Here is a 14364-nt window from a genome sequence, read left to right as displayed (position 1 = left end):
GCAGCATCCAACATTTGCCGCGCCCCAGCAAGGAAACCTCTCATGTCGCTCGCGCCCCATCAGTTCTGGCAAACAATTGATGCGCCAGGGACACATGTTGGGGGAGTCACGGATGGCTGGGTGGATGGCGTTCCGGCCGCCCTGCCCGATGGTCGGGAAATCCTGCTGCCCATCCGCATATTGCCCGGCGATGGAAGTTCTGCAGTTGCCTCGCTGATCGTCAATCAGGCCAGCTTTGCAGTCGAGGACGCGCTGTCGCAGGCCATGGCGGACATGCTCACGCGGATCGGAGTCGATGTTGTTGTCGGCGTGCCAACGCTGGGCCTGCCGCTGGCCAACAATATCGCACGGCGTCTGGGCCATTCGCGCATGGTTGCCTTGGGCACATCGCGCAAGTTCTGGTATCAGGACGCTCTGTCGGCGCCCATATCTTCCATCACCAGCCCGACACAGCAAAAGACCATCTTTCTCGACCCCCGCTCACTGCCCTTGCTGGAGGGACAGCGGATCGCAGTAGTGGACGATGTTATCAGCTCGGGCACCTCAATGGCGGCGGTCCTCACCCTGCTGGAGCGCGCAGACCTTGCGCCAGTGGCCATAACCGCTGCCATGTTGCAAGGCACGCGCTGGCAGGAGCCGTTGGCTGCATGGCGCGACCGGATCATGGCGCCGCTCCGCTCACCGCGGCTGCAACTGGTTGACACAAAGCGCTGGATACCCGCGGACTGATGCAGGTCAGCAAACCTGCTGGCCGTCGACCCAGACAGCGGCAATATTGGCGCGGCTGGCACAGTAGAGAATTTTCTCGAAGACGGCCTGAGGGTGCGTCTCGCCAAACAGGCGGATAGTACCCTCCTCTGCCATGGTGTCGACAGCAATCAGATCGAGACGATAGCCCGGCGCAAGGATGCCGATCGGCAGGTCCAGCGCAATTCCACCGCCCGCCGTCGCCAGGTGAAAGGCGGTTACCAGATCAATCCGCGACCCCGCCGTTCCCCGCTCTGCGGCCGATAGCGTGGGGTCCACGCCATCTTCGAGCAAGCGCGAGGATTGCACTGTGGTGCGACAGGCCTCGAACATAGAGGCGCTCGGACCACCTGAAATGTCGGTGCCCAGACCAACATGCAAATGCTTTTCGAGCGCCCGCCGCAAGGGGAATACAGCGTTCGCAAAGTAGACATTGGACAGCGCACAATGAGCAACAGCCGTGCCGCGCGCGGCAAGGCGATCCATGTCAGCATCGGTTAGAAAATTCGAATGAGCCAGAACCGTCTTGCGCGTCAGCAGACCAAAGCGGTCGAGGGCTTCGGCATCGGTATGGCCGAAGCGTTCAAGGACATGGCCATGAGCCCAGTCACTTTCGCTGCAATGCGACTGGATATGGCAGCCGCATTCGACTGCCAGTTTTCCCAGCCCGTCCAGGGCTGCATCGGTGCAGGACGGAATAAAACGTGGCGTGATGACCGGCAGGACACGTCCGTCGGCATTTGCGGGATGCGTGCGGATATGCTCGATCACTGCGCGCGTCTCGGCGATGGCGGTTTCAGCTGACTCGTCGCGATAATAGTCCGGACATCCGGCCGGATCATCCATCACGACCTTGCCCACCAGAGCGCGCTGACCCTTGGCCATGCAGATCTCGGCGAGGAGTTCAGTTGCGGCGCGGTCTTGCGTCGCAAAATACAGCGCCGTAGTGGTCCCGATTGCCAGCAAGTCTGCTACCAGCGCTTCATAGCGCGGGCGGGCGAACCCCAGGTCCGCGTAACTGGCCTCGAGTGGAAAGGTGTATTTTTGCAGCCAGATTTCCAGCGGCGCGTCCAGCGCCTGCCCAAGCTGGGAATATTGCGGCGCGTGGATGTGCAGATCGACAAAGCCCGGCAGGCCAAACTGCCCTTCGGGCAGCCACACAAGCGCCTCGCCAAGCGCAGCTATCGCCGTGGCCTGCGCCGGATCATCCTCGGCAAGGACAGCGCTGATCACACCGGCCTCATCGACCAGGATCAGTCTGTTTTCCAGCACTGCCAGTTCGCCGGCCGTGGGCGCATGAAAGAAGGTGCCGTAAATGCCCCGGCACCGATTGCGATCCAGTTCTTCAGGCACCGCAATAGGCCTCACCTGCCTGGTTGCTGTTGCAGATCTGCGCGTTCATGCGGATTTCACGCCTCTGAGCTTGAGGGCACGCTGGGCGCGGTAGCTGAACAGCATCAGTGCCAGAATGGTCACGACGAAGGGGATCATGCGGATCAGTTCGGCGGGTGCATCGGCGAACAGGCCAGGCATGACTACGGCAAGCCCTTCGAATGCTCCGAACAGCAGGGCCGCCAAAAGGGCACCGACCGGATGTCGAGCGCCCAGCAGCACGGCACCCAGGGCGATAAAGCCGCGACCAGCCGTCATGTCACGCGCGAAGCCGACATAATTGAACATGGCCAGTTGGGCGCCGCCAAGGCCGGCCAGTGCACCCGACACCACCAAGCTCCAGGCCCGCACGGCATTGACCGGTATACCGGCCGCTTCAGGCGCGGCGGGATATTCCCCCACCCCGCGCAGCCACAGCCCCCACGGCATGCGATAAAGAAAATACCAGATGGCGAAGACGAGGAAAGCGGCGATCCACGACAATACAGAGTGCCCCGACAATAGTGACACCAGCAATGGCCCGATACCGGGGATGACACCCAGGAACGACAGATCGACTGGCGGAATGGCCTTGGAGGCCAGATTGATAGATGTACCCTTGTCGCCGCCGGTCGCCATGGCTAGGGCAAAGACGGTGCCGCCCGCCGCCATGATGTTGATCGCGAACCCGACTAGAATGATGTCGGCTTTCAGCCGCAGCGCAAAGATTGCCATCACCAGGCCCAGCACTGCACCCGCCGCAAGCCCGGCCAGTACCGCAACATACCAGGGCGCATAGACCGATACGATCACGGCCGTCAGGCAGCCCACCAACATCTGGCCTTCCAGCGCCACGTTGAGCGCACCGGAAAGGTCGGCAATCAATCCACCCAATGTTGCCAGCAGGAGCGGCGTTGTCGTTCGAATGACGGTGACAAAGAAGGCTGACGACATGATTGTGGCGAAGAGTTCGATCATTTGGCCGCTCCATCGGCTGACAGGCCTGCCGGCTGCGCCCGGCGCCCAAACTGCGCTGACAGCCATTTCTTGCCTGGCATCGAGAAGGAGGAGGATACCAGCAGGATGATGATGGCGGTCACAACTCCGATCACTTCCGCCGGCACGTCGGTACGAATGTTCATCAGCTGCGCACCCTGGCGCAGATAGCCGTAAAAGATCGCCACAACAGGCACGGCCAGTGGCCGGCTGCGGGCGACGATGGCAACAAGGATGCCCTCAAAGGCCAGACCGCCCTCAAATAGCACGGTGATTTTGCCATAGGTCTGACCCTGCACGAACATTGCCCCTAGCATGCCTCCAAGAGCACCTGCAGCAGTCATGGCCGAAACCATGATCAGCGAAGACTTGATGCCGGCATATTCCGCAAAGCGGGCATTGTGACCGACAAGACGGAGCTTGAGACCCCAGCTCGTGCGATAAAGCGCAAACCAGACGAGAACCGTCGCAACAAGCGCCAGAATGAGGCCCAGATCGATGCGGGTGCCTGGAATTAGGGGTGGGAAAACGGCGGCGTCTGGAAATTTCAGCGATGTCAGGACGCCTGGCCTCTCGCGCAGTTGCACGCGGACCAGAAAATTGCACAGCTCAATCGCGATATAGTTCAGCATCAGCGACGAGACGATTTCATTGGCCCCCAATTTGGCCTTGGCAAGACCTGGGATGAACCCCCAGGCGGCACCTGCAAGCATCGCCGCAGCAATGCCCAGCGGAATGGCTGCAAAGGTGGGCCCAATGGGCGAGAGCGCCACATAGGACGAAGCGAGCGCACCGACATAGATCTGTCCTTGAACGCCCAAGGCAAATTGACGGGCCTGAAATACCAGGGAGAAGGCCAGCCCGGTCACTGTGAGCTTGGCCACATCATCGAACCACAGGCCGATAGTACGGGGCTTGGAAGCTGGAGCGGTCAGCAGCGTGTTAAGTGCCTCCAATGGTGCCTTGGAGGTGAGCAGAACCACGATGATGGTGACCAGCAGCGCCACCGCGATCGCGGTCACAGCGCGCAGCGTTTCCTTTCGGAAAGTGCTCCAGCGAGACTGCCGGGCAAGGATTGCTGTCGTGCTCATCGGAGAGCTCCCATCACTTCTTCCTGGGTCTGCACGGCAAGACCCAGCATGTAGCTGCCCAGGACCTCCGGGGTCAGCGTGTCATCGTTGTGGAAGGCGGCGACAAGCTTACCGCGATAGAACACCACCAGACGGTCGGACAGGGCGAGCAGTTCGGTCAGGTCAGCAGAACTGAGCAGTACCGCGGCGCCCGCGTCACGCGCATCGGTCAATGAGCGCCAGATAAACTGGGTTGCGCCCAGATCGACACCGCGTGTCGGCTGGCTGACCAGCAGCAGCTTGGGCTGCTCCGACAGTTCGCGGGCAACCACGACCTTTTGCATATTGCCCCCAGACAGCGTGGCAACGGCCTGGTCCGCGCCACCGACCCGCACTGAATATCGCGCAATCAGCGCCTCGGCGTTTGCCTTGATTGCCCTGAGATCGAGCAGTCCGCGCCGGACATATCGCCTGTCCCCTAGCTTGGTGGCCACTAGATTTTCGGCGACGCTGGCCCCGCCTGCAAGCCCTTGGGCAATTCGGTCTTCGGGGATGTTGGCTACCCCGATCGCGCGCCGTTCCAGCGTGCTGAGCGGCCCCAGACTGGTGCCGTTGAGATAGGCGACACCTGCGGACATTGGCCCGGCGCCCGATATGGCGTCGATCAGTGCGGCCTGCCCGTTCCCTTCTACGCCAACAAGTCCAACGATTTCGCCGGCATGAACACGCAGATTTAGGTCTTCCAGCGAGGGTTGGCCGCTCTCGCTCCTGACCCAGAGCGCCTTGATTTCGCAGGCCAGCGCACCAGCGGTCGCCGCACGATCAACGCGCAGCGCCACGTCGCGGCCGACCATCATGGTGGCCAGGCCTTGCTCGGTGATCTCGCTGCGCCCCACTTCGCCCACCGATCGTCCGGCACGCATTACGGTGATGCGGTCGGAGATTTCCAAAACCTCGGGCAGCTTGTGGGCTATGAAGATGACGGTCCGGCCCTGCGCGACCAGTTCACGCACAGCGACAAACAGTTCCTCGATCTCTTGGGGGGCAAGAACAGCTGTGGGCTCGTCGAGAATGAGAATGCGCGCGTCGCGGTATAGCGCCTTGAGGATTTCCACGCGTTGTTGTTGTCCTACGGGCAACGTCCCCACGGCAGGCAGGGGATCAACCTTGAGCCGGAAGCGCTTCGACAGGGCACGCACCTCTTCGATGGCGCGCTTGCGGTCAAACCTGGCGCCGGATCGGGGTTCGGACCCCAGCACGACGTTCTCATAGACCGAGAACGAGGGCACCAGAGAGAAATGCTGGAAAACCATGCCAATGCCCGCATCGATGGCGTCGCGGGGATTGGCAAAGCTCACCGGCTTGCCATCCAGGGTGAGTTCGCCGGCGTCCGGTCGCTCAATGCCGAACAGGATTTTCATCAGGGTCGATTTTCCGGCGCCGTTTTCACCCACGACAGCGTGAACCTCTCCAGCTGAAACCGTCAGATTGACTCCGTCATTGGCGACCACGCCACCCGGATACGTCTTGCCGATGCTGGTCGCTTGCAGTAGCGGCGCCATGATGATCCCTCCAGAAAACAGAATTGGCGCCGCCGTGACAGCGGCGCCAGGCGACTATTCCATGTCGCTATTGGGGACCAGCTCGCCCGAGACAATCTTGGCTTCAAGCGCCTCGACCTCGTCGCGAATTTCCGCGGAAACGAGCTTTTCGTAGTAGCTGTTCTTGGAGATCCCCACCGCACCATCCTTGAGCCCCAGCAGCTCGCGTTTGCCGTATTCCTGGGTGCCATCAATCGTGGCCTTGAGGGCCAGGAACAACGACTCGCCGATCTTCTTTTCCACCGAGGTGAAGATCACCTCGGCCTGCTCGGGATCCGAGGTGGCAAAGACCGTGGCCTGATCGCTGTCCACGCCAACGGCGAGCTTGCCGTTTTCCTTGGCGGCCTGCAGTGCGCCAATGCCGGTGGAGCCCGCGATTGGGAAAACCACATCGGCGCCCTGACCAAACTGCGCCAGCGCTATTTCCTTGCCCTTTGCAGGATCGGAGAACGTACCGGCCACGGTGCTGATGATATTGATGTCGGGATTGGCATCCGTGGCACCCTGATCAAACCCCACCTTGAAATCGGTGACGGTGGGGAATTCCATGCCCAGAATGGTTGCAATGGTGCCGGTCTCGGACACCTTGGCAGCGGCATAACCAGCCAGGTAGCCGGCAGTTGAGGTGCCGTACATGATCGAAAGCACGTTGGGATAGGCACCACCGCTGAAGTCCGGGCTATCGTCGAAGTCGATGAACTTGACCTCGGGATATTCGTCAGCGAGCTCGGTGATATAAGGCGTCATATCGTAGGTGCCTGCGATAACAACGTCATAGCCGCTATCTGCAGCATCGGCCAAGGCAGGCTGCCACTTGGTCTTGTCATAGCCCGCTTCAATGATCTTAATTTCGACAGGTAGCTCGGCCTGGGCCTTGGCCATGCCCGCAGCAGCACTGTCGAAGAAGCTCTTGTCACCAAGGGTACCGTGCAGCACCAACGCGACCTTGAGCGGGTTTTCGGCCGAATATTCCTGCGCCAGAACCGCGCCGGAGGAAACCGAGCCCATCAGGGCGACGGCAGACAGCAGGCCAAGGGCCGAACGGCGGGAGAGATTTTTTAACGTCATGGAAGTACTCCTGGGATGGTTGGATCAGGCGTGTTGTGGAACGAAGGCAATCGAGGCCGCGTAGAGGGCGATGAGCCGCTCCAGCTTGACCTCTTCGATCAGGCTCACCATGGGCGTACCCAGGCGACCTGAAGGGTCAACAATCGTCATGCCCCGGGCGATGCCAGGCGCGAGAGCGACATCGACCGATGCGCGGATGGACTTGGTGATGATATCGGGCTCGATCACTGCGGCGGCAGCGAGCGGATCGACAAAGCGGAAATTGTCGCCGCCGCCATAGCCGGCAATAGTCTGACGGGCATGGCGTGCCAAGGCGGTGGAGAACGCCTTTTGTGGACTCTCGGGCACAGCCTCAAACAGCTCATCGACATGCTCACCGGTCATGTTGTGCAGCACGCAAGGCTCCCAGGGCGCCACGAGAATGTCGATATCGGCGCCGAACACAATCGCGGCAGCCTCGGGGTCGGCATAGATGTTGAATTCAGCCGCAGGCGTCGTATTGCCCCGACCATAGACCGTGCCGCCCATAATGGTGAGTTGACCGATCCCGTTGATGATCGTCGGATCAAGCCGTAGCGCCAGTGCCAGATTGGTCAGTGGGCCAATCATCAGGATGTCGATCTTTTCTCCGCGCGTGCTAGCTGCGTGCAGCGTTTCGATCAGAAAGCCATTGGCGTCTTCGCTGGCGACATCAGCGACCACGTCAGGCCTTGGCGCGCCCCCCAGACCGTCATCGCCATGGATATACTTTGCGTCGATCACCGGCTGCGTCAGCGGGCGCCCTGCTCCCGCATGGACAGCAACATCCACCTTGGCGATCGCCAGCGTCGCGAGAATGTTCTGGGTTGCCACATCCAGCCCGACATTGCCGAAAACCGTGGTGATGGCGTCCGGTGTCCGACCATTGGCAATAAGCATCAACAGTGCCTGTGCGTCGTCCACACCACCATCGGTATCCAGGATCAGGCGATTTTTACTCGAGGACAAGTCAGTTACCTTTTTTGTTGATTTCGACCCGCGCCCAGAAATCGCGATAAGTGGCGGAATAGGCGGATCGGATATCCTGATAGGGTCGCCGAACGAGCTGCCGCTCAGCAACCAATTGTTCCCCAGCGACCCAGACGTTATCGACGTCGCGACCGCTGCCGGAATAGACCAGCAGCGTTTCATAGTCGGGGGTTTCCGAATAGCCGGATCCGCGCATATCAATGGCGATGATATCGGCTGATTTGCCTGGCTCCAGCGAGCCGATCTCGTGATCCAGCCCAAGAGCACGGGCGCCATCAATGGTGGCCATGCGGATGAGTTCGGCGCTCGAAATAGGCTGCGCAACGCCCTCACGATGTGAAGCAACCTGACCGGCCACGCGCATTTCAGACACCATGTCATAGGCATTGTTGGCCGCGACATTGTCAGTCCCCAGCGCAACGGTCACTCCGGCTGCCTTGAGCGCAACTGCGGGGCATGCCCCCGCCCGGCCAGACCGCAGACCGGCCGAGGCACAGTAAGCCACCGATGCAGCTGGCGCGGCAGCAAAAATGGCGATGTCGTCCGCTGACAGATCAAGACAATGCGCTGCGTGCACCCGCCCGGCAAAAAAGCCATCGCGCAAGAGCGCCTGGGTGGCGGTCAGACCATAGCGGGCCATGGTCAGCTCATTATCCTCAGGGCCAGCGGCCATATGCAGGTGCAGGCCCACACCGTAGTGGACCGCCATGGCGACCTCGGCCTGCAGCAGGTCTTCCGAATTATCCACATAGGGCGCATGGGGCCCAAACCACGGGACGATGCGGCCATCGGCGGTGCGTTGCTGCTCGATGAAGGCAGCCGCATTGGCCAGCTCCACCTCCCCGCGCGCCTTGTCGCCCAACTGCACGATGCCGTAGGCCACCACGGCGCGGATACCGCTCTCAGCGGCTGCCTGGGCAATCTCGGAGGCAAAAAAGTACTGGTCGCAAAATGTTGTCGTGCCCGAAAGCAGCATTTCGGCACAGGAGAGCGCGACTGCTGGCGCGATATCGTCGGCAATCAGGGAAAGCTCGGGTTCGCGAATGGAGTTGTACCAGCCTTCCATAGTGAGCAGGCTCTGCCCCTCGGAACGTCCACGAAACAGCACCATGGCGGAATGTGTATGCGCATTGACCAGACCAGGCATGACCAGATGACCGGCCATGTTGACCACCAGGTCAAACCGGCTCGGTTCGGGCTGTGCCTCTGACGGCCCCAGACCGGTAATCCGCCCATCCTCAAATGAAAGCCAGCCGCAGCTATGGACGCTGTTGCGTTCGTCCACCGTCAAAATGACGGCATCGGTGAGAAGAACCCGGCTCAATTGGCAACGACATTGTAAAGCGCTTTACGTGTCGGTCTCATGCCATTTCTCAAGGTCTTGTCAAATGCACAATTTGGGTTCATGCCTAAATCATATGCAGCTTGAAAAAATGCACAAGAGGGAAGCAACTACACATTGGTGGGTAGCGATCATGCGCTGTACGCAATGCTGCGGACCCCGGCGAGAAACGCTGCCGCATGGCCAATAGGGCGGTAGCTGCTCGGGCAGATACGTTTTGCCAGCTGCGGATTGCGGTGTCCGACCGCTAGTCTGAACGCGGATATGGAGAACAATGGAATGAGCGGCAGTCGAGATTTGGCGCAAGTGTCTTGGGTGGATGTCGCAGCGGCGGTAGATGAGGGCGTGCTGGCGGTACTGCCCGTTGGGGCCTGCGAGCAGCACGGCCACCACCTTCCGCTAAGCACCGATACCGATTTGGCAAGCAGTGTCGCCCGCCGCACCGCCGATGCACTTTCGGCGCTGCTCCTGCCCCCGATTGCCTATGGCGACGCCTGGAATAACGAGGCGTTCAGCGGGACCCTGTCACTTTCGCCAGCCACTCTGCGCGCCATGATCGAAGAGATCGGCAACGGCGTGCTGCGCATGGGTGTCCGGGGTCTGGTGGTGATCAACGGCCATTTCGGCAATCGCGAACCCATCGCGCTGGCAGCGCGGACACTGGCTCAGGCTGGCCTGCCGGTCATCCACCTAGATTACCCCGGCCTGGAAAAGCTGGCTTCCGAAATCTGCGATAGCCAACCGGCAGGCCCCGGATTCTACCACGCCGATGAAGTGGAGACCGCCATGATGCTGGCCATTCGCCCTGAAGCGGTCGACCTGTCTCGCGCCGTTCCCGAATATCCTTCATTCCCGCCAACTTTTGGTCTCGAACCGATGCAATTGCGAACCTTCAATGGGACCGGCGGCTTTGGTGACCCATGTCGCGCAACCGCCAAAAAGGGCGCGGCCCTGTTTGCCGGAATCGTGGCGGAAAATATCCGGCTGATTGGTGAGTGGAGGGCGCGCCATGCCATTTGAGACAGCTTCATGCCGACACTAAGCGACGTCGCGTCAGCGGCAGGCGTGTCCCCCACGACGGTGTCGCGCCACCTCAACAACAGTATCGTCCTGCCACAGGCCACGCGGGACCGCATCGACGCGGCCATTGCGAGGCTGGATTACCGACCAAACCTGCTTGCCAAGCGTCTGTCGACCGGTCGCGCCGAAGCCATTGGCCTGGTGACGCCAGAAATCGACAACCCCTTCTTCGCCCAGCTCGCGGCTACTGTTGAAGCAGAAGCCGAAAAACACGGTTATGCCGTTTACATGTCATCCACGCATGGCGATCGAGCCCGCGAGATCGAAGCCGTCCGTCGGATGCGCGACCGGCATGTTGACGGCATGGTCCTGATCACCAGCCAACCCGATGACGGATCACTGGCAAAGCTGCTCGGCAATCAGGACAAGGTAGTACTGCTCGACGAGGATGTTCGCGGCATCTGTCTTCCCAGTGTCTTTGTTGAGAATGAACGCGGTGCCTATCTGGCGACACGCCACCTGATTGACGCCGGCCATCGCCACATTGCGTATATCGGTGGCCCCCCAGGTCTGATGAGCGTCGGTGAACGTCTGGCCGGGTTCACGCGCGCCATGGCGCAGGACGGGCTGACATTTGCTGCCTCGGACGTGTTCCTGCGCGACTACAGCCGCTCCTTCGGCAGTGAGGCGGCGCAACAGATCATCGCACGGAAGCTCCGTCCTAGCGCGATATTCGCCAGTTCCGACAATCTGGCCATCGGTGTCCTGCAGGCATTTCGGCGCGCCGGGCTTTCGGTACCGCATGACATGTCCCTGGTGGGGTTCGACGACATGCCGTTCGCCGAGCTGGTGAACCCACCGCTGACCACGATCCGCCAGCCTGTGCCCGAAATGGGTCGTCTCGCCTTTGAGCTCTTGCTGGCTCTGCTGAACGGGGAGCCCGTGGAGCCGGTCACCCGGCTGCCGCTTGAGCTGATCGAGCGCAGATCTGTTGCCCTCTTCACCGGTGGCAGCTCCATGTGAGCATTTGAAGCCCACGGGTACCGCCCACCAGCGGTCTGAACTGGGCCTGGTGCACGGGATGATAATGACAGGTGCGAGTCGCGGATCGTGACCCGCCAATGGGAGAATTGGAATGATAAAGGTTCAGCAACCGGCCGATCCATGGCAGCGCACCACGACCGAGCATGGAATGGCAGCAGACGAGGTCATTTCGGCCCTGCAAAAGAGCCTGCGCCGGGGCATGACAGACAATGCCCTGTTGCTGGGCTGGGAAATGTACCAGACCAGTGCCGAGCTCGAGGAAGTGCTGTGGTCCCGGTTGTGCGTGATAGCGGTTGAAGACATCGGCATGGGCAATCCTCAGGCACCAGTGCTAATCGAGACACTGTATCAGCAACATCAGCGTCATGCCCGGCCCGGCGGGGACCGCTTCCTGTTTGCGGCCCATGCCATCAGGGTTCTGGCAGGTTCGGAGAAGGACCGCACCTCCGATGACATGGTGAACTGGGCCCGGCAAGCTGTGGCGCTGGGCGAGCAGATGCCTGAAATTCCCGACATTGCACTGGACATGCACACCCGGCGCGGCCAGGAGATGGGACGCGACTATCGCTTCTTTATGGAGGAAGCGTCACGGGTTTTGCCGGAAATCAGGAACAAGGATCAGCGCTATCGCGACTGGATCATCAAGAAGCTGGATGAAGGGCATCTGACATGACACCAAGCTTACCGACCGATCAGCTGATCAACGCCGCTGACGAAGTCCGCATCCGGCAGAACCTGGCGCTGGTCGCTCTGGGCAAACGCCCTGCTGACCGCATCGTGCGTGTTGGTCGGCTGCTCGATGTATATGGCCGCAACTGGCATGCGGACCAGGAGATTGTCATAGCCGGGCGCCGTATTGCCTGGGTGGGGCCCGCTGGCGCCTATAGCGGCGAAGTGGGTGAGCGGGTTGATGCTGGCAACCTGAGCGCCGTGCCGGGTTTTGGCGAAGTCCACAAACATATCGAATCCAGCCATTTGACGCCGGAATATGAGGCCGCACTTGTGCTGCCGCACGGCAATACTTGGACCTGCGAGGCCAGCCACGAATTTTCCAATGTTGATGGACCCCACAATCTCGAATTCTGGCTGACGGCGCGCCTGGCTGGTTCGCCCATGAAAATCTTCCCCCTGCCCGGCTCGGCCGTGCCGCCAACCGCCTATGAATGGGGGGGCGGTCATTTCGGCTATGCCGAGCAACAGAGTTTTCTCCAGCAGCAATTGATGGTCGCCGGACTCGACGAGGTGATGGACTGGCCCGCTGTCTGGAACCCCGAAAACCCTTCCTATGAGCGTCTGTGGGGCATGATCCGCGCCACTTTCGAGCAACGCGGTGTTGTCGAAGGCCATGCCGCCGGCATGCGCGCCATTGACGACATCAACGCCTTTGCCGCGGCGGGCATGGCCTCGGACCATGAAGCTTGGACCACCCAGGAAGTGCAGGACAAGCTGCGGCGCGGCCTGTTCATTGAACTGCGCCCGCACTCACTGGCCGAGATTGTCACCGGGCTGCGGGCTGCCGGACAAACCGACTGGTCCAATTTCGCCCTGTGCACCGATGACCGCTCCTGTTCCGACACACTGAAAATCGGCGCCACCGACCACAATGTCCGGCTGGCCATACAGGCAGGGCTGGCGCCGGAAATTGCCATTCAGATGGTGACCATCAACCCGGCACGCCATATGCGGCTGACCCCGTGGGTGGGCGCCATTGCGCCGGGTCGCTTTGCCGATATCGTGCTGCTTGATGATTTGCAGACCTTGGCAATCGATCAGGTCTGGGCCGATGGCGAGCAGGTCTCGGCCGGCACGAAATTCCTCAGGCCGGTGCCGTCAATTGCCTGGCCAGAATGGGCAACCCACACGATCAATATCGAGCGGGAGATGACCGCCGACGACTTCGCCATTCCTGCCGTCCCCGGACGCGACACCATGCATGCGGCGGTTTTGCGCCCATTCCACTGGGATGATGACTTCATCACCATGGACCTGCCGGTGCGCGATGGTGCGGTGCAACGCGACAGTGACCGCAACGTCACCAAATTCGCCATTGTCGACCGCTTCTCTGGCGCAGGGAAAACGTCAAAGATGTTCTGGCTGGGCACCGGGCCGAGTACAGCCGATGTGGCGCTGGCCTGTTCGATGGGCCACGACAAGCACAATATCTGGGTGGTTGGCTCGTCGGACAGCGCCATGGCGCAGGCAGTGAACGCCTTGCGTCAGACCCAGGGCGGCTGGGCGCTGGTACGCAATGGTGTGGTGCTGGCCACGGTACGCTATGAGGTTGGTGGCCTGATGACGCAACGCCCGCCAGCCGAGCTGGATGCCGAGATGCAGGAACTCTATCGCCAGGGAGAAACAATCGACTGGATGTATGAGCCCACCTTCTCGCCACGCTGGTGGCCGGGATTCCCCGAGCGGCTGGCATTTGCAACCCTCACCTGTGCGCCGTGGCGCTGGGTACTGGTTGCCCCGTCACCACTGGCGCCTGATGGCCTGGTAAATGTCGCCACAGGACAAACCCACCCCGTCGTCTGGTAAACCGCGGCATATGAAATCGGACTAACCCCGAAGGGGTCTACAGGCACGTCCTGAAGGCGCGAAGACATCACAGCAAGTGCATTGATTGGCGTCCATTCGGATCGTGCGACGCCTATCCTGCCCTTCAGCCTCTGTTCCCGGGACAGCCACCGCTCCCATTGGGCGGTAGCTCCCCAGATTGTCCCCTCTCGAAGAATTTCGCCGGTCTGGGTCGCCCTACGCTTCTCGCAAAATCGCTGATTTCACCGAGGCTCACCGTACTCCAAAATGTGAGTCTGGTGAGCGAACGTGGCTTACTCGGCGGCTTCGCCCGTCCATCTCGCAAATGTCTCCTGACAGACGACGTGGCAGATCTTCTGACCGTTTTGCAGCACGATTTTCGCCGTCAAATACCCATTCACGCGACTATCACACGGAAACGAGAGCATTTTCAGACTTTTAGGAAATTCGGCACATGAGATATTGGAGCGGGTAGCGGGAATCGAACCCGCATATTCAGCTTGGAAGGCTGCTGCTCTACCACTGAGCTATACCCGCCCGGTCAATGACCGATGCCAAG

Annotated in this window: 12 protein-coding genes and 1 tRNA gene; 5 read left to right on the top strand and 8 right to left on the bottom strand. The window is 60.8% G+C overall.

Translation table 11 applies throughout. From position 1 onward, the window contains the following. Positions 1-42 precede the first annotated feature (42 nt). A complete protein-coding gene (locus KD146_RS05010; RefSeq protein ID WP_212657630.1) occupies positions 43-729 on the top strand; it encodes a phosphoribosyltransferase in 687 nt (228 codons plus the stop codon). A 6-nt stretch (positions 730-735) separates the two neighbouring features. On the opposite strand, the gene guaD is transcribed toward KD146_RS05010, so the two are convergent. Genes guaD through KD146_RS04975 form a run of 7 tightly spaced genes read right to left on the bottom strand, consistent with a single transcriptional unit; the run spans position 736 to position 9185 of the window. After that, complete coding sequence (gene guaD, locus KD146_RS05005) at positions 736-2100, bottom strand: guanine deaminase (protein WP_345790747.1); 1365 nt, start codon at positions 2098-2100, stop codon at positions 736-738. 45 nt (positions 2101-2145) lie between these two features. Then, positions 2146-3096 (bottom strand): ABC transporter permease, encoded by a 951-nt coding sequence (locus KD146_RS05000; RefSeq protein ID WP_212657629.1) that lies wholly within the window; start codon positions 3094-3096, stop codon positions 2146-2148. After that, entirely contained in the window at positions 3093-4205 is a 1113-nt protein-coding gene (locus tag KD146_RS04995) for an ABC transporter permease (protein WP_212657628.1), read from the bottom strand. Before KD146_RS04995 ends, KD146_RS05000 begins: the two co-directional genes overlap by 4 nt. After that, positions 4202-5746 carry an ABC transporter ATP-binding protein gene (locus KD146_RS04990; protein WP_212657627.1) on the bottom strand — a complete coding sequence of 515 codons (1545 nt, stop codon included), beginning with the start codon at positions 5744-5746 and terminating at the stop codon, positions 4202-4204. The genes KD146_RS04995 and KD146_RS04990 overlap by 4 nt, the downstream gene beginning before the upstream one ends. A 54-nt stretch (positions 5747-5800) precedes the next feature. Further along, a complete protein-coding gene (locus tag KD146_RS04985) occupies positions 5801-6853 on the bottom strand; it encodes a BMP family lipoprotein (protein ID WP_212657626.1) in 1053 nt (350 codons plus the stop codon). A 24-nt stretch (positions 6854-6877) separates the two neighbouring features. Further along, positions 6878-7840 (bottom strand): nucleoside hydrolase, encoded by a 963-nt coding sequence (locus KD146_RS04980; protein WP_212657625.1) that lies wholly within the window; start codon positions 7838-7840, stop codon positions 6878-6880. Position 7841: 1 nt separating this feature from the next. Continuing rightward, positions 7842-9185 carry an amidohydrolase family protein gene (locus tag KD146_RS04975; RefSeq protein WP_212657624.1) on the bottom strand — a complete coding sequence of 448 codons (1344 nt, stop codon included), beginning with the start codon at positions 9183-9185 and terminating at the stop codon, positions 7842-7844. A gap of 324 nt (positions 9186-9509) precedes the next feature. Between KD146_RS04975 and KD146_RS04970 the strand changes: the two genes are divergently transcribed. The 4 genes from KD146_RS04970 to KD146_RS04955 all read left to right on the top strand — a co-directional run bounded on the left by KD146_RS04970 (position 9510) and on the right by KD146_RS04955 (position 13805). Continuing rightward, positions 9510-10223 carry a creatininase family protein gene (locus KD146_RS04970; protein WP_345790812.1) on the top strand — a complete coding sequence of 238 codons (714 nt, stop codon included), beginning with the start codon at positions 9510-9512 and terminating at the stop codon, positions 10221-10223. 9 nt (positions 10224-10232) lie between these two features. Next, positions 10233-11246 (top strand): LacI family DNA-binding transcriptional regulator, encoded by a 1014-nt coding sequence (locus tag KD146_RS04965; RefSeq protein WP_212657622.1) that lies wholly within the window; start codon positions 10233-10235, stop codon positions 11244-11246. A gap of 112 nt (positions 11247-11358) precedes the next feature. Then, positions 11359-11940, top strand: a complete 582-nt coding sequence (locus KD146_RS04960; protein ID WP_249327580.1) for an AAA family ATPase — start codon at positions 11359-11361, stop codon at positions 11938-11940. Further along, positions 11937-13805, top strand: a complete 1869-nt coding sequence (locus KD146_RS04955; RefSeq protein ID WP_212657621.1) for an adenine deaminase — start codon at positions 11937-11939, stop codon at positions 13803-13805. Before KD146_RS04960 ends, KD146_RS04955 begins: the two co-directional genes overlap by 4 nt. A gap of 463 nt (positions 13806-14268) precedes the next feature. Here the strand turns inward: KD146_RS04955 and KD146_RS04950 are convergent. Beyond that, positions 14269-14342 (bottom strand) — tRNA-Gly (locus tag KD146_RS04950). Positions 14343-14364: the final 22 nt, after the last annotated feature.

Origin of the sequence: Devosia litorisediminis, assembly GCF_018334155.1 — a bacterium.
GTDB lineage: Bacteria > Pseudomonadota > Alphaproteobacteria > Rhizobiales > Devosiaceae > Devosia > Devosia litorisediminis.
Note: the sequence above shows the minus strand (reverse complement) of the source record. Positions and strands in the feature narration are given on the sequence as shown.